Source organism: Devosia nitrariae, from assembly GCF_030160115.1.
In the GTDB taxonomy this organism is placed as follows: Bacteria; Pseudomonadota; Alphaproteobacteria; order Rhizobiales; family Devosiaceae; genus Devosia; species Devosia nitrariae.
Genome location: NZ_BSNS01000012.1, coordinates 54,075 through 77,220 on the forward strand (window position 1 = coordinate 54,075; position 23,146 = coordinate 77,220).

Genomic DNA, 23,146 nt, shown 5'->3' on the forward strand with positions numbered 1-23,146 from the left:
ATGGACACTGCGCACACCATCGCCATCGAACCGCTGACCGCAGAGGCCTTCGCCCCGTTCGGACAGGTCATCGAGACCGCAGGCGCCCACCATTATCCGATCAACAACGGCAAGACTGAGCGTTATCACGACCTGGCGCGGGTGGAACTGGCCGGCGTCCACGCCCGTCCGCTGATCTCGATCTTCCGCGGCCAACCTTATGACCTGCCGCTGACCCTCGCCATGGTCGAGCGCCACCCGCTCGGCAGCCAGGCCTTCTATCCGCTCTCGGAGCGTCCCTTCCTCGTCATCGTCGCGCCCGACGAGCCCGATGGTCCCGGCACCCCCCGCGCGTTCCTCGCCACTCCGGGTCAGGGCGTCAACATCGCCATGAATACCTGGCACGGCGTCCTGACACCCCTCGAGGCCGAGAGCGACTTCCTCGTCGTCGACCGCGGCGGCGAGGGCAACAATTTGGAAGAATTCAACTTTTCGACGCCCTACCAGATCGTACTGGCCGACTGAGCGGCTACCCCAACCCCTTGCGCGGCACGCGGCAATCGTCGAGCATGGCGCCATGAACGACCTGCTTCACGACACACCGGCTTTGATCGGGCGTCTCTTTGACGTGATCGAAACCGATATCGCCGCCAGGACCCGCGCCAGCGTTGCCGCCGGCAACAAGATCTTCGGCGCGGCCATCCTGCGCAAATCCGACCTCTCAGTGGTTGTCGCCGAGACCAACAACGAAGTGGAAAACCCGCTCTGGCATGGCGAGATCCACGCCATCAAGCGCTTCTACGAGCTTAGCCCCGGGAAGCGCCCGAACCCCAAGGATTGCCTATTCCTTGCCACGCACGAGCCCTGTTCGCTATGTCTCTCGGGCATCACCTGGGCGGGGTTCGACAATTTCTATTTTCTCTTTTCGCACGAAGAGAGCCGCGACAGCTTCGCCATCCCCTACGACATCCAGATCCTGCGCGAAGTCTACGCGGTACCCGACCCCGGCAAGAACGAAGCGCCGCCCGACCGGCCGCTCTACAACCGCACCAACCGCTTCTGGCAGAGCCACGACATCACCCGCATGATCGCCAGCCTCGACCGCGGCAATCGCGAACAGCTGCTTGCGCGGCTCGACGACATCGGCGCGCTCTATGCCGACCTCTCGGCCGCCTATCAGAAGGGCAAGGGTGGGCGAGGCATTCCCCTCGCCTAATGCCGGACGCGAAGAAGCCTGTCCCGGACTTGATCCGGGATGGACACCACTGTAGCGGTTCGAAAACGCGATCGGGATTTAAGTCCCTACTCGCTGAGCGACACGATGTTGCTGCGCGGTGCCTCGGCGAACGAGGCGGCAAGGGTCAAAAAGCTCATTGCGGCGGCAAAGAGCACGGCAAGTACGAACTGGGTCATCGTCTGCACTCCCTGTGCGATCCGGGCGCTCCAGCGCATTGGAATGCTCCTTGATAATCTCACGCACCTGAACACGAGAGCAATGGCTCATTCACCCCCCATTCAGGTAGGCCGCATGGCGAATACGTGCCATTCGGTGAGCGGGCGGCGATTTGCAGAACCTTTCGCGACTTCATACGTTGCAGTCACGCACCCATGGATATGCAGGATCACCAACAGGATCGTCAAATGACTGATGCGCGAACCGGGCACGACGAGGCCGCGCCGGCGCGGCTTGCCATCTTCACCGACTTCGACGGCACACTCGTCGAAATCGCCGAAAGACCTGAGGAGGTCAAGGTCGCTGCGGATCTGCCCAGACAACTCGGCCGGGCAGCCGAACAGCTCGACAGCGCCTTCGCCGTGATCACCGGCCGCGAGATCGACGACATCGACCGTTTCCTTTCTCCGCTTCATCTGCCTATCGCCGGGGCGCACGGCAGCCAGCGGCGCCGCGCCGACGGAGCGGTCGAGGGGCTGGACGACGATATCGTTCGCGCCGCCGATGAGCTCGCGCGCCGATTGGAGCCGTTGCTGGCTGACAATCCGGGCCTCATCGTCGAGCGCAAGCGCGGCGCCGTCGCCCTGCACTATCGGCAGGCTCCTGAACTCGAGCAGGCCTGCAAGGTGGCCATGAACGAGGCGGCCCGCTTCGACGACCGCTTCACGCTTGTCGAAGGCAAAATGGTCATCGAGGCGAGGCCCCAGGGTCTCAGCAAAGGCACGGCGTTGCGCGCCTTCATGCGCGAGCCGCCGTTTGCCGGACGTATTCCCGTCTTCATCGGCGATGACACGACCGACGAGGACGGCTTCGTCGCCGCCCAGGAATTGGGCGGCGTCGGCATCAAGCTCGGTTCCGGTCCTACGGCCGCCCGCATGCGTATTGCCGACGTCGCCTCGGTGCATGCCCTGATCCAGGGCTTGGGCGACCTCTCCTTCCGTGAAGAAACGGGAGGCAGACAACATCAGCACGTATAGGGGCAAACACCAATGAGCAGACTCATCGTCGTATCCAATCGCACGCCTGGCAAAGGCCCGGCGGCCGGCGGACTTGCGGTCGCACTGCGTAAGACGCTGGCCGAGCGAGACGGATTCTGGTTCGGCTGGTCCGGCCGGCTGGTCGACCGGCCCGACAGTGAAGCGGTGTTCGAGGACATCGAGGGCATAAAGGTCGGTAAGATCGATCTTACCCGCGACGACCACCACGCCTACTATGCCGGTTTTTCCAATTCCATCCTCTGGCCGAGCTTTCATCTGCGGCTCGACCTGGCCACCATCGAGGGCCACTGGTACGAAGGCTATCGCCGCGTCAACGCCCAGTTCGCCCAGGCACTGCTGCCTCATATCGCGCCGGACGACGTGATCTGGGTCCACGACTACCATATGATCCCGCTTGCCTCTGAACTGCGGCACTTAGGGATCAACAACCGCATCGGCTTTTACCTCCACATCCCCTTCCCCACTGTCGACGCGCTCTACGCCATCCCCCACCATAACGAACTGATGCGCGACCTTTCGCGCTACGACCTCATTGGCATGCAGGCCAACCGCGACGTCTCGGCCTTCACCGAGTTCGCCGATCACCAGTCGCCTTCGACCCTGTCGGGCAGTCCGCTCAAATCCGTCGATTTCTCGCGGACCGAGGTAGCGGCCTTCCCCATCGGGTCGGACCCTGAAGCCTTTGCACGCCTGGCGGTCAGCCCGGCAGCCACCAAGATGGTCAGACGCATGGAGCGTGCCCTTGGCGACCAGGCGCTGGTGCTCGGCGTCGACCGGCTCGATTATTCCAAGGGCCTGCCGCAGCGCGTCGAAGCCTATGAGAAGCTTTTGGCCAACAATGCCAGCCTCCGCCGGCAGGTTCATCTCCTGCAGGTGGCCCCACCCTCGCGCGACACCATCAAGGAATACCAGGAAACGAGCGACACGCTCGACGCCATGGTCGGGCGCTTGATGGGGCGCTTTGCCGAACCGGACTGGCAGCCCGTGACCTACGTCAAGCGTGCCTACGGCCAGCCGAGCCTGGCTGGCCTGTACCGCCTCGCACGGGTCGGGCTGGTGACGCCCCTTCGCGACGGCATGAATCTGGTGGCCCACGAATACGTCGCTTCGCAGGACCCGCACGACCCAGGCGTGCTGGTCCTGTCACGCTTTGCCGGCGCCGCCGAGATCTTCGAGGACGCGCTGCTGGTCAACCCCTTCGACACCGACGAGACGGCCGAAGCTCTGCGGCTCGCCCTCAACATGCCGATCGAGGAGCGCCGGCATCGATGGGAACGGCTGATGGCCGGCGCCCATGACCACAGCGTCGACCGCTGGGCCGAGAGCTATCTGTCGCGCCTCGCGCCGACCGGGCAGAACGGCCAGCCGGCACCGGTGCGCGACGTGCTCTATCTCGATTCCGTGGCGTGATCCTTTCCAAGGATTCACCCACCTCACCGAGTTGTAACGCCCTTCTCCCATCGCCTCGCTTTAGAGTTGAGGCACACCAACGCCGCGCGGAGGGGATGAAAACATGGCTCTGACGAAGTGGTTGAACCGGCGGGAAGTCCTGTCGCTGGTAGCGGTGACCGCTGCCGGCGGCACATTGATGAGCCAGACCGCGTTCGCTGAGGAGACCAGCGCCGGTGGGACGCAGGGCCTGCTGCCTGGCGCCGATGTCTGCGTCATTACCCCAGAGGTGACCGAAGGCCCCTATTATTTCGATCCGGCCCTCGAACGCGTCGACATCACCGAAGGCCTGCCCGGTGTGCCGATCCGCGTACGGCTGCAGGTTGTCGATGGTTCCTGTCAACCGATGCCTGGCGCGCGCGTCGACATCTGGCATGCCAGTGCCGACGGCATCTATTCGGGCTACGCCAACCAGCCCGGAGGCATCGACGCGACGGGGGAGACCTTCATGCGCGGCACGCTCTTTGCCGACGACGCTGGCACTGTCGAGTTCGCATCGATCTATCCCGGCTGGTACCGCGGGCGCACGACCCACATCCATTTCAAGGTCTTCCTCGACGAGACCAATGTGCTGACCGGACAGCTGTTCTTTCCCGATGAGCTGTCCGAACACATCTACAGTAACACCTCGCCTTACAACGCCCGCGCTGAGCGCGATACGCTCAACTCCAATGACTCCATTGCGGCCCGGGCGACCCAAGCCTCTTTTGCCAATGTCGAGGAACTGGGAGAAGCCTATCTGGTTGCCATGATCATCGGCGTCGATCCCAGCACGTAGCGCGCGTGCGGCATCAGCCCTGATGACATCTGAGCCGCGGACATCCTATGAGCAACAACCAGCCTTCCCCGTTCTGGGATGAACGTCCGCTGTGCCCCGCCTCGGGAGGAGCCGAGCCTGCCTGACGCTCCTGTTCGCGGCCGCTGGCTCGAGGTATCACGCCGAGTTCGAGACTGGCGCCAGCTTGGGCAGGACCGATCTGGCAGCCAGTTTGATGCGATCGACGAGATCGGCGATCTTGGCATCGCCAGCGCGGTCGGCGAGCAGGTAGATGCCCATTGTCCTGGCGACCGGAGGTTCAGCCTGCTCCACCTCCAACAGCCCGCGCCTGCCGATCTCTGCGCTCATGAGCTTGGTGAAATGCAGCACCGCGTCGCTGTCGCGCACGTAGTCTATGCAGGCGGTAAGGGAGTTGGACGCGAAGGCGAAGCGCGAGGCGACGAAGGCGCTGGCGATGGTTTCCAGCCGTTCCGCCTCATTGATGAAGGCGCGATAGCGGTTCTCGGGCGTCGCCGGAAACGCGCGCGGATAGGAGAAAATCTCACTGCGGTTGCGCGGTACCCCGAGGAGCGGGTGGTCTGGGCGCACGAAGTACCCAGGCGGCGACTGGCTGAGCGGGATGAACTGGGCACCGGCCGTCGCCCGCAGACCATCGAACCGGAAGGACACGAAAAGGCTGATATCCCCGGACAGGAGCTGCTCCATGCACTGGATCTGGTCGGCCACATTGACCCGCACCGGTGCCGTCGGATGGTCGATCCGATACGCTTTGACCACATCGTGGATGAACAGCGTCCACCAGGTATCGCCACAGGCTAGAGCAATCCCTTCCTCGCTGCGCTCCCGCTGCTCCCTGAGGCTGATCAGCGCATTGTCGTAGATGCGCTGCATCATACGCACATTCTCGCATAGCGACTCGCCATAGGGGGTGAGCCTCACCCCCTCCGAGGTGCGGCGCAGCAGCGGCAGGCCGACTTCCTTTTCCAGCTTCTGCATATTCACCGTCAATGTCGGTTGGGTCACGTTGAGTACGCGTGCCGCCGCAGTGATGCTGCCCGCTTCGGCAATGGCCAGAAACTGGCGCAGGGCCCGGTCCATCGAAGTCCTCCCTCATAGACGCAGTCTATTTTCCTAGCAGCATTTCATATTTTTCAAATAGGGCATGGTGTGATTAGTTCTGTCGAAAGAGCGCCACGGACCGGCTCGACCCGAGCGGCAGAAGCGCTCGAGCGGGATCGCCGACCAAGCCGACAAGCTTCGATTCATTGAGTGACCACCGCCACATGGCGGGGGCAGCGATGTCGTTTGCCGACGCCCAGATCCTGCCGCTTCGAGATCGACCGACTGTGGAGGAGGAAAGACATGAGTTTGAACCTGAACCGGCGCCAGATCCTGATGGGTGGCTCGGCACTTTTGGCATCGAGCTGGCTTGCGCCGGCCTTGGCGCAGGACATCAACCTGCGCATGATGTTCTGGGGGAACCAGGATCGTGCGGATCGCACATTCAAGGTCCTCGAGGCATTCGGCGAAAAGACCGGCATCACTATCACCGGGGAGTTCCTGGCCTTCAGCGACTATTGGACCAAGGTTGCGACCCAGACAGTGGGTGGCGCCGCACCCGATGTCCTGACAATGGATGGGTCCGGTCGCTATGTCGCCGAATATGCGAGCCGCGACGCCCTTGCACCGCTGGACGAGTTCATCGGCAATGAACTCGATTTTGCCGATTTCGACCAGGACCAGCTGGAAGCCGGCAAGGTCGGCGGCAAGCTCTATGCCGTCAGCCTCGGCTCCAATGCCTTCGGCATGGTCGTCGACAGAGAGGCGTTCGACACTGCGGGCATCGACATTCCCGGTCCGCAAACGACTTATGACGACCTTTACGGCATGGCCGAAGCGTTCAAGACCGCTGGCCTCGGCCAGGCCGTCACCGACGACAGGTCAGGCTCCTGGGCGGCCCTGGAGAACTGGCTGCGCCAGAACGGCAAGGCCCTCTACACCGCGCAAGGCGAGCTCGGCTTCGACGAGGCGGACATGACGCGGTGGCTAACCTTGTGGAAGGAACTGCGCGATGGTGGCGTCTGCGTTGCCGCCGATATCCAGGCCATGGCCGACGGTCCTGCCAGTTCGCCCCTGATAACGGGGCACAGCGCTTCAATGGGAGAATTCTCCAATCTTCTGGTGGCCTACCAGGCATTGACGACGTCGCGGCTGGCGCTGACCAACTTCCCACGGGTCTCGCTGGATACACCCGGAGGCTACTATCGCCGCCCCTCCATGTTCTTTTCGATCAGCAATCGATCAGCCCATAAGGCCGAAGCCGCCCGCTTCGTCAACTTCTTCGTCAATGATCTCGAGGCCAACAGGATCCTCAATGCGGAACGCGGTATTCCTCCTTCCGCCGCTGTCCGCGATGGCATTGCCGACAACCTCGACGAGGCCGGCAAGGCGGCCCTGGACTACGTCGGCGGGCTTGGGCCGCTCTTGAGCCCAGCGCCGCCGCAGTCGCCCAGCGGCGGCGGGGAGATCAACGAATCGCTGCTGCCCTCGGTCGGCCAGGAAGTCGCCTTCGGCGTGCAGCCGCCGGAAGCCGCCGCGGCCGCCTTCATTGCCGCCGCGCGCGAGGCCCTGCAGCGCGCCGGCTAGAGCGTTTCACGATTTGACGGAAGCACGGGGGCAGTCGCTCCCCTCTCTTTGAAGACCTCAAGGAGAGGGGAGCGAAAGAGCCGTCGATTTTGCTAATCCGTGAAGAAGTCCAGTCCATACAACTAAAGGCACGAAGGAGAAGGTCCTTTGCTTCGTGCCAAGTCTTCGGAGGCCGCCTTGGGTCCGAATATCATTTACATCCACACCCATGACAGCGGCCGCTATGTTTCCCCCTATGGCCACGCCGTACCGACGCCGAACATCGCGCGTCTGGCCCGCGAAGGGGTGCTGTTCCGCAAGGCGCACACGGCTGCCCCCACCTGCAGTCCCAGCCGTGCGGCCTTACTCAACGGCAATTGGCCGCACGAGAACGGCATGATCGGCCTCGTCCATCGCGGTGCACGTCTCAACGATCCGCGCCAGCACCTGGCCAATGTGCTGAGCGAGGCGGGCTATGACTGTGCGCTGATCGGACTTCAGCATGTCGCGCCGCAGGACGAGCTCGGCGCGCTGGGCTATGGCGACGTCATCGAACCCCCCACCAACCACGCCCGGGACGTCGCGCCTGCGGCGGCCGACTGGCTTGCGCGGCGAACCGGTGACAGGCCTTTTTTTCTTTCCGTCGGCTTCGTTGAAACTCACCGCGTTTATCCCGAGGCGGACAACAGGGACGATCCCCGCTACCTCGCGCCCCCGCCGGGCTATCCGGACGCGCCCGGGATACGCGCCGATACGGCGCGTTTGCACACGAGCCTGCGCAGCGTCGACGATGCGGTTGGGCTGGTGCTTTTGGCCCTCGCCGCGTCAGGCAGGGCCGAAGAGACCCTCGTGATCTTCACCACCGACCACGGGCTCCCCTGGCCGGAGGCGAAGGGCAATCTGGGTGATGCCGGCACCGGCGTGGCGCTGATCATGCGCGGGCCGTCCGGGTTTTGCGGTGGCCAGGTCGTCGATGCACTGATCTCCCAGCTCGACATCTTTCCCACTCTCATGGACATCGCGGGGCTTTCCAAACCGTCCTGGCTGAGGGGCAGGAGCCTGCTGCCGCTCGTGACGGGCGAAGCCAGGGAAATCCAGGACGAGATCTTCGCCGAAGTGACCTGCCATGCTGCCGCCGAACCCATGCGGGCAATCCGCACGCATGAATGGCTCTACATCAAGCGCTTCGATGGCGGAGGATTGCGCGTACTGCCCAATGTGGACGACGGAGATGCCAAGGCGCTCTATCTCCAGCACGGCTGGACCGCCACCCCGCCTGCACCGCGAGCACTCTATAATGTCGTTCTCGATCCACTCGAAAAGCAAAACCGTATCGAAGAGGAGGCGTACGCAGGGATTGCCAATGCCCTCGATGCGCGGTTACACGAGTGGATGGCGACCACCAATGATCCGCTGCTCGAACCGGACTGGGCGCCACCGGCGCATTTCAGGCTGAAGCATCGGTGCTGAGACCAGGCCCGAGGGTAGAGGACCTTTTCCAGCGCCTCGTCGGCGAGCAGCTCATTGAGAACGCCGCGCTTGGCCTTTGCGCCGGAGAGGATCACCTGCTGCTCGATTTTGACGACGGTCGAGCCCTGAGGGGCAGCCTCGACGCGCAGGGGATCGTTGAGGAGATCCTTGGCGAGGTGGGGCGATATTGGGGCCATGGTGGCCGAGAACAGCATGGTCTGGCGCCTGGGACCGATGCCCTTGGCGATGGCCTTGACCGGTCCGATGAAGCCCATGTCGAGCACGCGGTCGGCCTCGTCGAGGACCAGGAAGCGGGTTTCGTTGAGCCACACCTTGCCGTCATCGACAAGATCCTGGAGCCGTCCGGGAGTGGCCACCATCACGTCGACGCCCTTGGCGATCTTCTGGATCTTCGCATGGCGGGAAACGCCGCCGAGAACTAGGACGGTGGAGGCCGAACCGGCATGGCCTCATCGAATGCCGCAATTTTATCGGCTTCGGCGAGGCTTTCCTAAACTCGTCCTCCTACTTGGCGAGGATGGTGGACGAGCAACGGGGGAGAGTGTTTTGGAAAGAGTGTACCAACTTCTCTTGGCCGCGGGATATCCCTTGCAAGGAGTAGACTGGCTGCGCCAGCACCGATTGTCCGCTATCGTGCTTATGGCCTTTGCGGCTTGGGCACTATTCATCGGGCTCGGATGGCTGATTTGGTTGGCGCTGACTTAATCCGACAACACGCGGCTATCGCCGAAGGGCCAGTTCCGGCTGCGGCCATTGGTCAAAACGTCCACCGTACCAAGAATGACAATCAGCGGTGCAAGGAAGAGCCACGTGCCAGCGATTTGCAGCGTGCAGACATTGATGGTTGGGAGCGACATGAAGAGCCTCGGGCGCGCGCGTTCTGGGGAACCGAGGTCGCGGCTTACGCGATCTCGTGGGCGTTCCAGGCTCTCGCCAGGCTCGAAAAAATCTTGGCACAGTACTGCGCCGAGCACCACTACACTATTTCGTTAACCTTACTTCGCGGGCGCAGCCTCCACCGCTGCAGCGTCCGGAGAGCAAAAGGCATATTGGTGGCGCTTTAGGTCCAGCAGTTTTGCATCGCTCCAGCTTCGCGCTCGACGCTTTCAAGGAAGATCGTCTTGCCGTCGGTCCGGAACCGACTGGTGGAGAATGGCCGGTCGCTCTCAACCACTTCGTGGGCGTAGCCCAAACAATGTCGAATAGTCTTGAGCCCTAACCCCCCCCTTCACGAAAGCGTTCACGAACCGCAGCTCGATCAGGTCCCGGAACGACAGCTCTATGCTGTCATCCAGCTTGGGCACCTCTGGAACCCACAAAGGTGGCACTTCGTGGCGCCCCACCGCGCGAAACTGGCACGCCAGCCTTGAGGCAATAGTCGATGCAACCTCAAAAAGGGGCGGCCACCGGCCGCCCCTTCTGATTTACGCCACCCGCTCGCGCCGGCCGCCTTCGCGGCGCGACTTGCCGGCACTCTTTTGCGTACGCGTCCAGCGCGGCTTCTGGGACTTGTCCTTTGCCGGCTTGGCGCGCGGCGCGTCCGATGGCTGGTGGTGCGGCTGGGCGCGCTCACCCTGCGGCCTCGGCTGGCGCTCACCGGCCGGCGCCGCCTTGACGCCGGTGGTGTTGGCGAGGCTGAGATCGCCGGAGACCGGCAGGGTGCGGCGGATCAGCCGCTCGATGTCGCGCAGCTTGGTCCGCTCGGTGCCGTCGCAGAGCGTAATGGCGATGCCCGAAGCGCCGTTGCGGCCGGTGCGGCCGATGCGGTGGACATAGTTCTCCGCGTCGTCCGGCAGTTCATAGTTGATGACATGGGTGATGCCCGGCACGTCGATGCCGCGTGCCGCAATGTCGGTGGCAACGAGGATGCGCTTGTTGCCCGAGGCGAAGCCCTTGAGGGCAGCCTGGCGGGCGTTCTGGCTCTTGTTACCGTGGATAGCCGCCGCTTCGTGCCCGTCAATGCTGAGGTTCTTGGTGACCCGGTCGGCGCCATGCTTGGTGCGCGCGAAGATGAGGACCTTTTCCAGCGCCTCGTCGGCGAGCAGCTCATTGAGAACGCCGCGCTTGGCCTTCGTGCCGGAGAGGATCACCTGCTGATCGATTTTGACGACGGTCGAGCCCTGAGGGGCAGCCTCGACGCGCAGAGGATCGTTGAGGAGATCCTTGGCGAGCTGGGCGATATTGGGGGCCATGGTGGCCGAGAACAGCATGGTCTGGCGCCTGGGACCGATGCCCTTGGCGATGGCCTTGACCGGTCCGATGAAGCCCATGTCGAGCATGCGGTCGGCCTCGTCGAGGACCAGGAAGCGGGTTTCGTTGAGCCACACCTTGCCGTCATCGACAAGATCCTGGAGCCGTCCGGGAGTGGCCACCATCACGTCGACGCCCTTGGCGATCTTCTGGATCTGCGCATGGCGGGAAACGCCGCCGAGGACGAGGACGGTGGAGATGCGTTTGGCCGAACCGGCAAAGGACCGCATGGCCTCATCGATCTGCACGGCGAGTTCACGCGTCGGCGCAAGGATGAGGGCGCGCGCCGACATCGGGCGCGGCCGGCCCGGCAGCGCCATGATAGCGGCCAGGATCGGCAGGCCGAAGGCCGCCGTCTTGCCTGAGCCGGTCTGGGCGATACCCAGCATGTCGCGGCCCTTCAAAAGCTGGGGGATGGCTTCGATCTGGATTTTGGTCGGGGTCGAAAAGCCGGCGGCATCGAGGCTCGCAACGAGCGGCTGCGGCAGTCCGAGGTCTTGGAAGGTCTTCAAAGTAAAGAAATCTTTCTGTTGCGCGCAGAACGTGCGCGCCAAGCCATCCACTTGGATGGCTGGTTCATGGGTGCATCAGCGATAAGGATTATCGCGGTGCGGGCTTTGCGGGGACAAATTGTCCCTCTCGCCCGGGTGCTTCCTCCAGGCCCACTTCGCCGCTCGCCGCATCAAATATCGAAGAGAAGAGAAGTTCGTCGAGCACCGGCCGTTAGCCACTCGCACTGCGACGCTGGCATTCATATGGGGCAAGCGACGCCAAATAGCAAGCCGTAACGCCGGTGAGCAGCCATTCGCTCAGAGCGGGATGCGAAAGGTGGGAACCGGTCTTTCGCGAAGAATCCCGCGACAGGAGAAGCCAGAGCGCGATTTGATTCCATCAATCGCATCGCGCCGTGGTGCAACCGGTGCCGGTCTCGACCGTTGGCCGACGCAACTCTGAAGGAGGACGATATGGAATGGACCGGGCGATGCCTTTGCGGCAAACGGCGCTACCGCGCCGTCGGCGAGCCCCTTGCGCAGGGATATTGCCACTGCAGCATGTGCCGGCGCGCCACCGGCGGCCCCTTCGCCGTACTGGTGCGCTTCGAGACCGTGGATTGGCTCGACGAGCAGCCGGCCGTCTACCGCTCGAGCCCGATAGCCGAGCGCGGCTTCTGCCCGGATTGCGGCACGCCGCTGTTCCTGCGCTACGACGAGGATCGGCGCATGCGTATGACCGTCGGCTCGCTCGACCGCGCCGATCTCATCAAGCCCGACGGCCACTATGGCATCGAAAGCCGCCTGCCCTGGACCCGCGACCTTGGCCGCGGACTGCCGGAGGACGAGACCAGGGAGCGCTTCTAAATCCCCGCGTACCAGTCATAGCCGCGATCTTCCCAATAGCCGCCCTTGCCGCCAGCGATCCCGGCGAAACTGTCGACGAGCTCGATCGACGAGACGTACTTGGCCATCTTGTAGCCGAGCTGGCGCTCGATCCTGACGCGCAGAGGCGCGCCGTTGGCAACCGGCAGGGGAGCGTCGTTGACGGCGTGGGCGAGGATGGTCTGCGTGTGCCGCGCGTCGATGAGATCGCAGCTCTCATAGTAAAGGACATCTCCGGCAGGGCTGCGTTCGATATTGTCGAAACAGCGGAAGACGACGTAGCGCGCCTGCGGTTTCACCCCGACCTGGTCGAGCAGATAACCCAGAGGAACGCCGGTCCATTTGGCGATGCAACTCCAGCCCTCGACGCAGTCGTGGCGGGTGATTTGCGTGCGCTGTGGCATATTGCGCAGCTCCTCGAGCGACAACGAGGCCGGCCGCTCGACAAGCCCATTCAATTCGAGGCGGTAGTCGGCAAAGTTCTGCTGTCTCAGGAACATATATTCGGGTGTCGTCGGATCGGTCGAGCCGTTGGGCCGCTGGCCCTGCCGGACCTCGCTTTCCGCGAACTCGCGCGCCAGCCAGTCGTCGCCGAGCAATTGCCGTTGCACGCGGTAGGTGAGGTCGTTGGCCTTCTCCAGGACATCGCGGACCTCGTTGTCGCGCTGGCCAAGGAAATCGAACTGGCCGCAACCCGCAAGCGCAAGCGAGGACGCCGCAGCAGCGGAGGTACCAAGGAACCGGCGGCGCGTAAGCCTGGAGCCGCTCATGGCCTGTCTCCTTCCTGCCCGGGCGTGCCCGGCTCCGCCCGGTACCAGCCGGTGATCATCGAACGCATCTCGTTTATCGGGCCGGCCGCGACGACCATGACGACATGGATGATAAAGAAGAGCACCAGCAGCACCATGACGATGAAATGGATGGTGCGCGCCGTCTGCCGGCCGCCGAACACGTCGAGGAGCCAGGGCCAGGCGGCATCCATGCCCGGCGACATGGTGAGGCCCGTAAGGATGATCAGTGGGAACAGCACGAAGAATATGGTCGCATAGGCGAGCTTCTGAAGCGGATTGTAGGACCGGCCGTGTCGGAACCGGAACCGCGCATGCGCGGCAACATCACCCGGCAGCGCCTGCCAGTCCTCGCCCCTCGGCACGATGTCGCGCCGCAGGTGCCCGTTGAGAAAGCTGGCCAGGAACCAGACGAAGAGCGTGGCAACGAAAAGCCAGGCAAAGAAGAAGTGGACGACCCGACCCGTGGCGAGATCGCGGAACGATGGGATCGTTGCCCAGCCGGGAAAGCCTTGGAACTGCGGGCGCGCTTCAGGCCCGCTCATACCGAAGAGGCCGGTGGTGTCGAATGTCTGCCCGAAGAGAGTGGTTCGTCCGCGCGGTCCGTCGGGCGTGTTGAACGCCTGCATTCGCAAGACCGCGTTGTCGTATTCAAAGCCCGACTCCTGGCCGATATAAAGCGCCGGATGGGCGTTGAAGATCTGCAGACCCGAAAGCAGCAGGAAGAAGAGGCAGATCGCCCACACCCAATGGGTCACCCGCGTCCAGGCGGACTGCCGATGGATCAGCGGCCCTCTGACCTCCTTGCCGGTAATGTCCGTCTCTTCCAGCTGCGCGCTCATCTCATCTCCGGACGTTGCTTCAACCTGCGACAGTGAGCTACGGACGGGAAGGGCTTATCGGTTGAGGCTCACGCAACTGTCATCGTCCGTCTTTTGCGGTTACGGACAATCATTCGCCCGCTGCGGGCCGCCTGTTACACCTCGGAGCGAAAAACAGTCGCGAAGCGGCTACTCCTCGTCGCGGGCCGCCCAATTCATGCCGCGCCGCATGATGGTAGCCATGTTGGGGTTCTCGAACTCCTTGGCCTGATGTCCGAGCGTCATGTGGAACACCCGCCCCTTGCCATGCCGGCGCTTCCAGACCACGGGTATGACCACGTCCTTGATCCACCAGGCGTGCTCGCCCGAAAACGTTGTGGTCGCCAGCACCTCGTTGGAGGGATCGACGTGCATGTAGTACTGCTCGGACCGGTAGGAGAAGGACTTGATTCCCTCCATGATCGGATCGTCGGCGTTGGCGACGTCGACGGTATAATCGATGATATTGCCGGGATGGGCGACCCACTGGCCGCCGACCATGAACTGATAATCGACCGCGTCACGGAAAGCATCGCTCATGCCTCCGTGGTGACCGGCGAGGCCAACGCCGCCCTCGACGGCTTTGGTCAGGTTCTCGACCTCCGCCTTCTCGATCCTGGACATGGTGAAGATGGGGATGATGAGCGAGAGCTCATGGATGGAGGGGTCGGCGAAGGCGGCGGTTTCGGTGGCGGTGCGCACGGTAAAGCCGTCCTCGTGCAGCCAGCGCCGATAGATGGCGGCGCACTCTTCGGGATCGTGTCCCTCCCAGCCGCCATAGACGATCAGTGCGCTCTTCATGCTGCAACTCCCGCAATCACCGGCAAATCAAACGGGCGCGAGAGTATCGTAACTGGCGCCCATTGAAACCCCTCTGAGGGGCGTGCCGCAAATCAACCGGAAGCCGGTTTCGCCGGCTCGAACAGCCCGACGAAATGCAGGCGCCGGCCGAACACCCAGTCGAAGGGGGGCGGATAGAGCGCCAGCCGGTCCCGCCAGGTCGAGACGGCAAGATCGCATCGCTCGAGCGCTCTCGCCCACTGCGCGCGGTCGAGATAATTGTAGGGCAGCCGCACGTCATGGCCGCGGTTGCCGACCCAATCCATCAGCCGCAGCGTCGGTCCCGCAAGCCACCCCTCGCGCAGGTGATCCTTGACCACGATCCCCCGTCGACCAACGCGGGCCGCCTCGGCCAGCACCACCGCCGCGTCGTCCGTGTGATGCAGGACATCGACGATGACGACATAGTCGAAACTGCCGTCGGCAAAGGGGAGCGTCTGCCCGTCATAGCGGGTAACCGGAATATGGGTGACCGGGCGCACGAGGACGTCGACACCCTCGACGGCGAGATCCGGTCGCCGCTCCATCAGCCGCGCCGCGATCCGCCCGTCCCCGCAGCCGAGGTCGAGCACCCGCCCGCCTTGCGGGATCGCTTTCGCGATCAGTTCTGAAAGCACCTCTACCCGCCGGGAGAAAACGGCTTTGTAGTGGAGGGTATTGAGCAGCGATTTCGAGGAAGCGGTGAGCATGGCGGCACGCTAGCGCCCGCGCCACCCGTTGCAAAGCCGGAGCGGACGGCAGGACGAATTTTTGACCAAAAGGTTCACTTTCGCTCCCGCCGCAATCCTGCTTAACTGTTCCGATCGCTCTGGTGCGCCGGAGCGTCCAGGGCAACGTCGTCAGATCGTCACGCAGACGTGGGACGGATCGCTGCCCGACCAAGGAAAGAGGGACAACAGGGATGAAGAGATTACTCGCGGGGGCAACCGCGCTGACCATGATGACCAGCGCGGCCTATGCTGATTTCACGCTGAATATACTGCACATCAACGACTTCCACTCGCGCTTCGACCCGATCACCGGCACCGATTCCAACTGTGACGCCGAGACGGACGCGGCCGGCGAATGTTTCGGCGGCATCGCGCGGCTGAAGGCGATCATCGACACGCGCCGCGACGAGATCTCGACTGGAGGCGGCAACTCGTTACTGCTCTCGGCCGGTGACAACTTTCAGGGTTCGCTCTACTACACGACATACAAATCAAAGGTCGTCTCCGATTTCTTCAATCAGATGGGCTTCGACGTTGTGGCGACCGGCAACCACGAGTTCGATGATGGTCCAGAGGAATTCCTGACCTTCATCGAGGCGGCGCAGTTCCCGATCATTGGCGGGAATTTCGACGTCAGCCGCTCGCCCGAGCTGCGCGGCAAGATCAACGGTTCGATTGTCGTCGAGGTCGGCGGCGAACGGATCGGCATCATCGGCGCAACCACCGAGGATACCCCGGAAATCGCCGCCTCCGGCCCCGACATCGAGTTCTATGAGGTGGCCCAGTATGTTCGTGGCGCCGCCGAGGCACTGGAAGCCGCCGGTATCAACAAGATTATCCTATTGAGCCACATCGGCTACAACGAGGACATGGCCGTGGCCGCTGCGGTCCCGGGTGTCGATGTGATCGTGGGCGGGCACTCGCACACGCTCCTCTCCAACACGGCCGAGGGTGCCGCTGGCCCCTACCCGACCATGGTGACCAACCCGGCCGGGATCGAAGTCGCAGTCGTGCAGGCCAACCAGTACGGCAAGTACCTGGGCGACCTCACGGTGACCTGGGACGACGATGGCAACGTGGTCTCGGCCGAAGGTGAACCATACCTGATCGACGCGTCCGTTGAAGGCAACGCCGATTTCGCCTCTCAACTCGCAGAGCTCTCTGGGCCGATTGAGGAAACGATGGCCGAAGTCATCGGCACCGCGACCGAGGCGATCGAAGGTTCGCGCGAAGTGTGCCGAGCCATGGAATGCTCGATGGGCAACCTCGTGGCCGACGCTATGCTCGACCGCGTCGCCGACCAGGGCGTGACCATCGCCATCCAGAACGGCGGCGGCCTACGTGCCTCGATCGATGCCGGCGAGATCACTATGGGCGAAGTGCTCACGGTTCTGCCTTTCTCCAACACGCTCGCCACTGTCGAAATTTCGGGTGGCGCCGTGATCGAGGCGCTCGAGAACGGTGTCAGCGATGTGGAGAATGGCGCGGGCCGGTTCCCGCAGGTCGCAGGCCTCAAATATAGCTTCGATCTCAGCCAGCCGCCCGGCAGCCGCATCAGCGACGTCGAGGTGATGGAGGGCGGCGCCTGGGCTCCGATCGACGAAGAGGCGACCTACGGTGTCGTGACCAACAACTTCATGCGCGGTGGCGGCGACGGCTACGAGCCTTTCGCCAATGGGGGCAACCCCTACGATTTCGGCCCGCCGCTCGAGCAGGTACTGGCCGATTACATCGCCGAGGCGGGCGGAGAATACACCCCCTATACCGACGGGCGTATCACGGCCGTTGAGTAGCAACACACCTCACCCACGATGCAAAAGGGGCGCCCTCGGGCGCCCCTTTTTTTGTCTCGGCGAACCAACTCAGACCCGCCGCGCGAGCTGTCCCCAAGCCAGAAGGATGATGACCGCCCCTACGATGGCGCCGATGAACTGTGCGCCGTCACCCGGTCCGTACCAGCCGATCTGCCGGCCGAGCCAAGTGGCGAACACTGCCCCGACGATACCGAGGACAGTGGTCAGGATGAAGCCCCTCGGCTTGTGATCGCCCGGAGTGATCCAGCGGGCGATGAGCCCGGCGAAAAACCCGATAAGGATGCTCCAGACAATGCCCATGCAACGCTCCTTGTGTGTCGGGAGATAGGTCGGGGGCGATATGTTTGATTGCAAGGGCTTGGTGAAGCTTGGGGTGAGATCAAGGCGCGTGACGAGCACGATCGGCCTCCCTCCCCTTGTGGGGAGGGATTAAGGGTGGGGGTAAGCCGCAGCAAACTCGATGGTGCGGCTCCTGCCGCAGCGCCCCCACCCCAGCTTCGCTAGGGCCTTACGGGCCCAAGCTGCGCTCCCCACAAGGGGGTGGGAGGCGCAAGAGTCGAGGCTTTCTCTACTGGCGCCTTACGTCTACGCCGGCACCAGATGCTCCCGGCGGTCGCGGTCGGTGAGCGCGGCAAGATCGAGGACCCTCTGCAAATTGGTGGCGTGCCGGAATGACGGCTCGAGCGTGCGGCCAGTCTTCACCGCTTCGTAGAAACGCTGGTAGTTGGTCGGAACCGCACCGACCTCGATCTCGCTCCAGGTACCAGTCTCCGCGTCGGCCCCGAGGCAGGCATAGAGCTTGGACCAGTCGTGCCGGTGCTGCACTTCGAGCGAGCCGAGCTCACCGTAGACGCGCAGGCGCAGTTCGTTGAAATGGCCGGTCGCCCAGCGCGTGGCGTGGACGACGCCGAGCGCCCCGTTATCGAGCTGTGCGGTCATCGCAAAGGAATCGTTGGCGTCGAGGTCGTATTCGCCAATCCGGTTGCCTTCGACCTTGTCGAAAGTCTCGAGCCGGCAGAACACCTTGTCGATATCGCTGCCCGCGCCATAGACGGCGAAATCGAGGATATGGATGCCGATATCGCCGAGCGTGCCGTTGGAGCCATGCTTCTTGGACAGGCGCCAGAGCCATTGGCTCTCGGTTCGCCAATCGCCCCAGGCCCGGGAAACGAGCCAGCTTTGCAGGTAGCTCGCCTCGAAATGCTTGACCTTGCCGAGCCCCCCCGACTGGACGAGCTCGCGCGCCTTCTGCAACTGCGCAACGTTCCGGTAAGTGAGATTGACCATGCCGACAACGCCGGACCGCTCGGCGGCCTCGCTCATTTCGAGTGCCTTGGCGTAGTCGGTCGCCAGCGGCTTTTCGCAAAAGACGTGCTTGCCGGCGGCAATGGCGGCGATGGTCGTCGGATGGTGCACGCTGTCGGGCGTAACGTTGGCGATGGCGTCGAACTCGCCCCAGGACAGCGCCGCGTCCAGCGAGCCGAAGCCGTGGGGGATATTATGGGCAGCGTTGAACGTCTCGACCCGCCCGGGGTCGACGTCGACGCCACCGACAACGGAGACACCCTCGATGGCGGAGAAATGCTTTGCGTGCGTGTTGGCCATGCCGCCGGTGCCGAGAATAAGCAGACGCATTCAGTGGTCCCTTGTGAGATCAGCATTATTGGGGTTCGATCTCGTTGCCTCCGCCGGCCCCCTCGCCGGCTCCATCTTGCGATCCCGGGATGGACCCCCGGCGGCAGACCGCCGGGGTGGTATGGATGTTCGGGCGCCTCAGCGGAACCCGGCTTCGCCGTGCTGGTGGAGGCGCGGTCCACGCTCCTCGATCTTCTCGAGGGCCTTGTCGACCGGCACGTTGGGCGCATCGGTGATCGTGGCGAAGCGGTTGGGGTTATGGGCCCAGTTGACCGCATTGCGCAGCACCTGACCGACAGTCTCGTCGTGATAGGTCGGATAGGTCTCGTGGCCGGGGCGGAAATAGAAGATGCTGCCGGTGCCCCGTCGGTAGGTGAGGCCTGACCGGAAGACTTCGCCGCCCTGGAACCAGGAGACGAAGACGGTCTCGAGCGGCTCGGGCACAGAGAAGGGCTCGCCGTACATCTCTTCCATCTCGAGCTCGAAATGGGCCGGTAGGCCCTTGGCGATCGGATGGCCGGGATTGACGACCCAGAGCCGCTCGCGTTCGCCCGCCTCGCGCCAATTGAGCGCGCAGGGACTGCCCATCAGCCGCTTGAAGATCTTGGAGAAGTGCCCCGAATGCAGGACGATGAGCCCCATGCCTTGCCAGACATGCTTGGCGACGCGCTCAACCACCTCGTCCTGGACCTGGCCATGGGCGGCGTGGCCCCACCAGATCAGGACATCGGTCTCGGCCAGTGCCGCCTCGGTGCAGCCGTGCTCGGGCGCCTGCAGCGTCGTGGACTTGACCGAAATGTTGGGGTCCTTTGCCAGGAGCCTGGCGATCTGGTTGTGCATGCCTTCGGGATAGTTGTCCGCCACGACCTTGTTCTTTTGCTCGTGAACGTTCTCGCCCCAGACGAGGGTGCGGATGGGCATCGGAAGTCTCCTGTTGGATGGGCTTGTAATCAATTCCGGGCGCGCCGTTCCGGCGCCGGGATACGTTCAAAACACTGTTTTCGCCAATCCGCGGCCAGCGTTTGTGCGCCCGCCGCGAAATTTGAAGATCATCAGGCGATCCCGCCTTAGCAATTCGCTCTACGCGTCTCCTGCGCAGCGCTCAACCGCGCCAGATGCCGCACGGACCGACCTAGGTTCCGCCGCCTGATCCTAGGATACTCCCACGCTGCGTTTAGCGGATGGGCTTGCCGGCATTGTCGAAGCGGTGCACGCGGCCCTCCAGCGGGGCAAGGTTCACCTTTTCGCCCGACTGGTGCTTCTTGCCGCCCTCTTCGCGAACCACGACAGGCTCATCGGCCCCGATGTCGACATAGATATAGCTGTCCGACCCCAGGTTCTCCGAGTGGATGACCGTGCCCGTCCACACCCCGTCGCTGGGCTTGACCACCATGTGCTCGCCGCGCACGCCAACTGTCGGCGCGTTGAAGGTCTCGGCAAGCTTGCCCGACATGAAGTTCATCTTCGGGCTGCCGATGAAGCCGGCAACGAACATGGAATCGGGCCGCTCGTAGAGCTCCATGGGCGTGCCCACCTGCTCGACGATCCCGTCCCGCAGCACGCAGATGCGGTCGGCAAGCGTCATCGCCTCCACCTGGTCGTGCGTGACGTAGATCATGGTGGTGTTGTGCATCGACTCGTGAAGCTTGGCGATCTCGATGCGGGTGGCGACGCGCAGAGCCGCATCGAGGTTCGACAGCGGCTCGTCGAATAGGAAGACGCGCGGATCACGGGTGATGGCGCGCCCGATGGCGACGCGCTGGCGCTGGCCGCCCGAGAGCTGCTTGGGCAGCCGGTCGAGATACTGCCGGATCTGCAGCATGTCGGCGGCCCGCTCGACCCGCTGGCGGATCTCTTCCTTGGAGTGCCCTTTCTCGAGCGTCATGCCGAAGGCCATGTTCTCGTAGACGGTCATATGCGGATAAAGCGCATAGGACTGGAAGACCATCGCGATACCGCGCTTGGAAGGGGTCAGGGCATTGACTACCTGGCCGTCGAACGTCAGTTCGCCCGAGGTGATGTCCTCGAGGCCCGCGACCAGCCGCAAGAGCGTCGACTTGCCGCAGCCCGACGGGCCGACGAATACCATGAACTCACCCGACTCGACCTCGAGGCTGACGCCCTTAATCACTTCGACGGCGCCGAAGGACTTGCGGATATTATTAAGCTGGAGATTTGCCATTGTTTAGGAACCCTTAGCCTTTGACCCCGCCTGCGGTCAGCCCGGAGACAATCTTGCGCTGGAAAATGAGGACGAGAACGACCAGTGGAACGGTGACGATCACCGAGGCGGCCATGATGTTGCCCCAGGGGATTTCATACTGCGTCCCGCCCGACAGGAGTGCGATGGCGACCGGCACGGTGCGCGTTTGATTCGACGAGGTGAAGGTCAAAGCGAAAAGGAACTCGTTCCACGCCCCGATGAAGGCGAGGAGCCCGGTCGTCACCAGCGCCGGCCACATCAGCGGCATGAACACCCGCGTGATAATGACCCAGGGCGTTGCCCCGTCGACGATCGCCGCCTCCTCGATCTCGATCGGCAGGTCGCGCATGAAAGTGGTCAGGACCCAGACCGTGAACGGCAGGGTAAAAATCGTATAGGAGAAGATCAGCGCCCAGGGCGTGTTGTAGATGCCGAGAGCCCGGATCACCTCGAAGAGGCCGGCGAGCACCGCGATCTGCGGGAACATTGAAACGGCCAGGATCGTCATCAGCAGCAGCGACCGGCCGCGAAAGCGCACGCGGCTGAGGGCAAAGGACGCCGTGATGGCCAGGAACAGTGCCAGGAGCACTGTGACGGTCGCAACGAAGACCGAGTTCAAGAGATTGCGCGGGAAGCTCCCCTGCGTCATCACCGCCGTATAATTGGCCCAGCTGAACGAGGTCGGCCAGTAGGTGATGCGGAAGAGATCCGTGCCCGATTTAAAGCTCGTCAGGATCGCGTAGTAGAACGGGAAGACCGAGACGACGATGATGACGGCCACCAGGAGATAGAAACCGACCTTTTTGGTGTAGGACCAGGCGAGCGAAGCGGTCATCATCGTTCTCCCCCTTCAAAATTCACCCGTCCCAGCCAGATGTAGAGCACGGTCATGCCCGCGATGATCAGGAACAGCAGCGTCGACTGGGCCGAGCCGTAGGCGAAGTTGTCGAAATCGAAAAGGTTCTCGCGCGCCAGCACCGACATGGTCTTGGTGGACGAGCTATTCGGGGTCAGCACATAGATGAGGTCAAAGATGCGCATGGCATCGAGTATGCGGAAGATGATGGCTACCATCAGCGCCGGCCGCACCAGCGGCAGCGTGATGCGCCAGAACTGCTTCCACTTGGAGACCCCGTCGATATCGGCCGCCTCGTAGATGTCCCTGGGGATCATCTGCAGGCCGGCAAGAACCAGGAGCGCCATGAAGGGCGTCGTCTTCCATACATCGACCACGATCACGGCCGTCATCGCCGTATCGGCGCTCGCCGTCCAGGCGATCTTCTGGCTGATGAGCCCGAGGCGGAGCATCATATCGTTGATGATGCCGAACTGGTCGTTGAGCATCCAGCCCCACATGCGGGCCGAAACGATGGTGGGGATCGCCCAGGGGATGAGGATCGCGGCGCGCACGAAACCGCGCCCCCTGAATTCGGCATTGAGCACCAGCGCAACGATCATGCCGAACACCGTCTCGAGCCCGACAGAGATAGCTGCGAAGCGCACGGTATTCCAGACCGCATTCCACCAGGCCGAGTCGACGAGAAGACCGCGGTAGATGGTGCGCCCGCTCTCGAGTGTGGTCCAGCGCAGATAGTTGCCGATGCCGATGAACTCGGCCCCATAGAGGTTGTTCAGCGAAGCGTCAGTGAACGAGAACCAGATCGAGCGCAGCAGTGGCCAGCCTGCGACGACGCCAAGCGCGATCAGCATGGGCACCAGGAACCAGCGCGCGGCAAGGACGCGCTGCTTCATGAGTTCTGAACGCGCCGATCCGCGGGTGACCGGGATGGCCGGCGTCATCGTGTCAGTCGTCATGACGTATCCTCCTTGTGGAGACTTTAACCACCTGAGGGCACGGACGGCCAGACTTGCCGGCCACCCGCTTGCCTCAGGCTGG

General features: G+C 63.3%; 23 protein-coding genes and 1 pseudogene. 9 read left to right on the top strand and 15 right to left on the bottom strand.

From position 1 onward, the window contains the following. Both QQK18_RS14675 and QQK18_RS14680 read left to right on the top strand, forming a co-directional pair. Positions 1–504 carry an ureidoglycolate lyase gene (locus tag QQK18_RS14675; protein ID WP_284341102.1) on the top strand — a complete coding sequence of 168 codons (504 nt, stop codon included), beginning with the start codon at positions 1–3 and terminating at the stop codon, positions 502–504. Between the two features lie 52 nt (positions 505–556). Further along, entirely contained in the window at positions 557–1,195 is a 639-nt protein-coding gene (locus QQK18_RS14680) for a nucleoside deaminase (protein ID WP_284341103.1), read from the top strand. A gap of 86 nt (positions 1,196–1,281) precedes the next feature. Here the strand turns inward: QQK18_RS14680 and QQK18_RS14685 are convergent, their stop codons facing one another. Next, entirely contained in the window at positions 1,282–1,431 is a 150-nt protein-coding gene (locus QQK18_RS14685) for a hypothetical protein (protein ID WP_284341104.1), read from the bottom strand. 189 nt (positions 1,432–1,620) lie between these two features. Here QQK18_RS14685 and otsB point away from each other — a divergent pair, with 189 nt between their 5' ends. The 3 genes from otsB (at position 1,621) to QQK18_RS14700 (ending at position 4,657) form a co-directional block, all read left to right on the top strand. Beyond that, on the top strand, positions 1,621–2,409 hold the full coding sequence (gene otsB / locus QQK18_RS14690; RefSeq protein ID WP_284341105.1) for a trehalose-phosphatase: 789 nt from the start codon (positions 1,621–1,623) through the stop codon (positions 2,407–2,409). A 12-nt stretch (positions 2,410–2,421) separates the two neighbouring features. Continuing rightward, positions 2,422–3,840: an alpha,alpha-trehalose-phosphate synthase (UDP-forming) gene (locus tag QQK18_RS14695; protein WP_284341106.1), complete on the top strand. Its 1,419-nt coding sequence runs from the start codon at positions 2,422–2,424 to the stop codon at positions 3,838–3,840. A 103-nt stretch (positions 3,841–3,943) separates the two neighbouring features. Next, positions 3,944–4,657, top strand: a complete 714-nt coding sequence (locus QQK18_RS14700) for an intradiol ring-cleavage dioxygenase (RefSeq protein ID WP_284341107.1) — start codon at positions 3,944–3,946, stop codon at positions 4,655–4,657. A gap of 156 nt (positions 4,658–4,813) precedes the next feature. Here the strand turns inward: QQK18_RS14700 and QQK18_RS14705 are convergent, their stop codons facing one another. Next, a complete protein-coding gene (locus QQK18_RS14705) occupies positions 4,814–5,755 on the bottom strand; it encodes a LysR family transcriptional regulator (RefSeq protein ID WP_284341108.1) in 942 nt (313 codons plus the stop codon). A gap of 264 nt (positions 5,756–6,019) precedes the next feature. On the opposite strand from QQK18_RS14705, the gene QQK18_RS14710 reads away from it, so the two are divergent. Next, entirely contained in the window at positions 6,020–7,303 is a 1,284-nt protein-coding gene (locus tag QQK18_RS14710; RefSeq protein ID WP_284341109.1) for an ABC transporter substrate-binding protein, read from the top strand. Positions 7,304–7,480: 177 nt separating this feature from the next. Beyond that, on the top strand, positions 7,481–8,752 hold the full coding sequence (locus QQK18_RS14715) for a sulfatase family protein (protein ID WP_284341110.1): 1,272 nt from the start codon (positions 7,481–7,483) through the stop codon (positions 8,750–8,752). A gap of 251 nt (positions 8,753–9,003) precedes the next feature. On the opposite strand, the pseudogene QQK18_RS27575 reads toward QQK18_RS14715, so the two are convergent. The 3 genes and pseudogenes from QQK18_RS27575 to QQK18_RS14730 all read right to left on the bottom strand — a co-directional run. Further along, positions 9,004–9,162: pseudogene (locus tag QQK18_RS27575) on the bottom strand (DEAD/DEAH box helicase); the annotation flags it as partial. A 312-nt stretch (positions 9,163–9,474) separates the two neighbouring features. Further along, on the bottom strand, positions 9,475–9,630 hold the full coding sequence (locus QQK18_RS14725) for a hypothetical protein (protein ID WP_284341112.1): 156 nt from the start codon (positions 9,628–9,630) through the stop codon (positions 9,475–9,477). 567 nt (positions 9,631–10,197) lie between these two features. Further along, entirely contained in the window at positions 10,198–11,535 is a 1,338-nt protein-coding gene (locus QQK18_RS14730; RefSeq protein WP_284341113.1) for a DEAD/DEAH box helicase, read from the bottom strand. Between the two features lie 453 nt (positions 11,536–11,988). Here QQK18_RS14730 and QQK18_RS14735 point away from each other — a divergent pair, with 453 nt between their 5' ends. Continuing rightward, positions 11,989–12,381, top strand: a complete 393-nt coding sequence (locus QQK18_RS14735; protein WP_284341114.1) for a GFA family protein — start codon at positions 11,989–11,991, stop codon at positions 12,379–12,381. On the opposite strand, the gene QQK18_RS14740 is transcribed toward QQK18_RS14735, so the two are convergent. From QQK18_RS14740 to QQK18_RS14755, 4 genes are all read right to left on the bottom strand, one after another. Continuing rightward, complete coding sequence (locus QQK18_RS14740) at positions 12,378–13,169, bottom strand: molybdopterin-binding protein (RefSeq protein ID WP_284341115.1); 792 nt, start codon at positions 13,167–13,169, stop codon at positions 12,378–12,380. The genes QQK18_RS14735 and QQK18_RS14740 overlap by 4 nt on opposite strands. After that, the gene (locus QQK18_RS14745; protein ID WP_284341116.1) at positions 13,166–14,029 is read right to left on the bottom strand and encodes a cytochrome b/b6 domain-containing protein; all 864 of its coding nucleotides are present in this window, start codon (positions 14,027–14,029) and stop codon (positions 13,166–13,168) included. Before QQK18_RS14745 ends, QQK18_RS14740 begins: the two co-directional genes overlap by 4 nt. Before the next feature lie 168 nt (positions 14,030–14,197). Further along, the gene (locus QQK18_RS14750) at positions 14,198–14,848 is read right to left on the bottom strand and encodes a ThuA domain-containing protein (protein ID WP_284341117.1); all 651 of its coding nucleotides are present in this window, start codon (positions 14,846–14,848) and stop codon (positions 14,198–14,200) included. Positions 14,849–14,940: 92 nt separating this feature from the next. Next, entirely contained in the window at positions 14,941–15,576 is a 636-nt protein-coding gene (locus tag QQK18_RS14755; RefSeq protein ID WP_284341118.1) for a class I SAM-dependent methyltransferase, read from the bottom strand. A 212-nt stretch (positions 15,577–15,788) separates the two neighbouring features. Between QQK18_RS14755 and QQK18_RS14760 the strand changes: the two genes are divergently transcribed. Beyond that, a complete protein-coding gene (locus QQK18_RS14760; RefSeq protein ID WP_284341119.1) occupies positions 15,789–17,390 on the top strand; it encodes a bifunctional metallophosphatase/5'-nucleotidase in 1,602 nt (533 codons plus the stop codon). A 69-nt stretch (positions 17,391–17,459) separates the two neighbouring features. Here the strand turns inward: QQK18_RS14760 and QQK18_RS14765 are convergent, their stop codons facing one another. From QQK18_RS14765 to QQK18_RS14790, 6 genes are all read right to left on the bottom strand, one after another. Beyond that, positions 17,460–17,711: a GlsB/YeaQ/YmgE family stress response membrane protein gene (locus QQK18_RS14765; RefSeq protein ID WP_284341120.1), complete on the bottom strand. Its 252-nt coding sequence runs from the start codon at positions 17,709–17,711 to the stop codon at positions 17,460–17,462. 285 nt (positions 17,712–17,996) lie between these two features. Further along, a complete protein-coding gene (locus QQK18_RS14770; RefSeq protein WP_284341121.1) occupies positions 17,997–19,046 on the bottom strand; it encodes a Gfo/Idh/MocA family protein in 1,050 nt (349 codons plus the stop codon). Positions 19,047–19,184: 138 nt separating this feature from the next. Next, entirely contained in the window at positions 19,185–19,967 is a 783-nt protein-coding gene (locus QQK18_RS14775) for a ThuA domain-containing protein (protein WP_284341122.1), read from the bottom strand. A 253-nt stretch (positions 19,968–20,220) separates the two neighbouring features. Continuing rightward, positions 20,221–21,228: an ABC transporter ATP-binding protein gene (locus QQK18_RS14780; RefSeq protein WP_284341123.1), complete on the bottom strand. Its 1,008-nt coding sequence runs from the start codon at positions 21,226–21,228 to the stop codon at positions 20,221–20,223. Between the two features lie 13 nt (positions 21,229–21,241). Continuing rightward, positions 21,242–22,087, bottom strand: a complete 846-nt coding sequence (locus QQK18_RS14785) for a carbohydrate ABC transporter permease (protein WP_379996006.1) — start codon at positions 22,085–22,087, stop codon at positions 21,242–21,244. Continuing rightward, complete coding sequence (locus tag QQK18_RS14790; RefSeq protein ID WP_284341125.1) at positions 22,084–23,064, bottom strand: carbohydrate ABC transporter permease; 981 nt, start codon at positions 23,062–23,064, stop codon at positions 22,084–22,086. The genes QQK18_RS14785 and QQK18_RS14790 overlap by 4 nt, the downstream gene beginning before the upstream one ends. Between the last annotated feature and the right edge of the window lie 82 nt (positions 23,065–23,146).

Coding starts and splice junctions, on each gene's coding strand:
- QQK18_RS14675 (WP_284341102.1), top strand. CDS start 1: ATGGACACTGCGCACACCATCGCCATCGAACCGCTGACCGCAGAGGCC.
- QQK18_RS14680 (WP_284341103.1), top strand. CDS start 557: ATGAACGACCTGCTTCACGACACACCGGCTTTGATCGGGCGTCTCTTT.
- QQK18_RS14685 (WP_284341104.1), bottom strand. CDS start 1,431: ATGCGCTGGAGCGCCCGGATCGCACAGGGAGTGCAGACGATGACCCAG.
- otsB (WP_284341105.1), top strand. CDS start 1,621: ATGACTGATGCGCGAACCGGGCACGACGAGGCCGCGCCGGCGCGGCTT.
- QQK18_RS14695 (WP_284341106.1), top strand. CDS start 2,422: ATGAGCAGACTCATCGTCGTATCCAATCGCACGCCTGGCAAAGGCCCG.
- QQK18_RS14700 (WP_284341107.1), top strand. CDS start 3,944: ATGGCTCTGACGAAGTGGTTGAACCGGCGGGAAGTCCTGTCGCTGGTA.
- QQK18_RS14705 (WP_284341108.1), bottom strand. CDS start 5,755: ATGGACCGGGCCCTGCGCCAGTTTCTGGCCATTGCCGAAGCGGGCAGC.
- QQK18_RS14710 (WP_284341109.1), top strand. CDS start 6,020: ATGAGTTTGAACCTGAACCGGCGCCAGATCCTGATGGGTGGCTCGGCA.
- QQK18_RS14725 (WP_284341112.1), bottom strand. CDS start 9,630: ATGTCGCTCCCAACCATCAATGTCTGCACGCTGCAAATCGCTGGCACG.
- QQK18_RS14735 (WP_284341114.1), top strand. CDS start 11,989: ATGGAATGGACCGGGCGATGCCTTTGCGGCAAACGGCGCTACCGCGCC.
- QQK18_RS14740 (WP_284341115.1), bottom strand. CDS start 13,169: ATGAGCGGCTCCAGGCTTACGCGCCGCCGGTTCCTTGGTACCTCCGCT.
- QQK18_RS14745 (WP_284341116.1), bottom strand. CDS start 14,029: ATGAGCGCGCAGCTGGAAGAGACGGACATTACCGGCAAGGAGGTCAGA.
- QQK18_RS14750 (WP_284341117.1), bottom strand. CDS start 14,848: ATGAAGAGCGCACTGATCGTCTATGGCGGCTGGGAGGGACACGATCCC.
- QQK18_RS14755 (WP_284341118.1), bottom strand. CDS start 15,576: ATGCTCACCGCTTCCTCGAAATCGCTGCTCAATACCCTCCACTACAAA.
- QQK18_RS14760 (WP_284341119.1), top strand. CDS start 15,789: ATGAAGAGATTACTCGCGGGGGCAACCGCGCTGACCATGATGACCAGC.
- QQK18_RS14765 (WP_284341120.1), bottom strand. CDS start 17,711: ATGGGCATTGTCTGGAGCATCCTTATCGGGTTTTTCGCCGGGCTCATC.
- QQK18_RS14770 (WP_284341121.1), bottom strand. CDS start 19,046: ATGCGTCTGCTTATTCTCGGCACCGGCGGCATGGCCAACACGCACGCA.
- QQK18_RS14775 (WP_284341122.1), bottom strand. CDS start 19,967: ATGCCCATCCGCACCCTCGTCTGGGGCGAGAACGTTCACGAGCAAAAG.
- QQK18_RS14780 (WP_284341123.1), bottom strand. CDS start 21,228: ATGGCAAATCTCCAGCTTAATAATATCCGCAAGTCCTTCGGCGCCGTC.
- QQK18_RS14785 (WP_379996006.1), bottom strand. CDS start 22,087: ATGATGACCGCTTCGCTCGCCTGGTCCTACACCAAAAAGGTCGGTTTC.
- QQK18_RS14790 (WP_284341125.1), bottom strand. CDS start 23,064: ATGACGACTGACACGATGACGCCGGCCATCCCGGTCACCCGCGGATCG.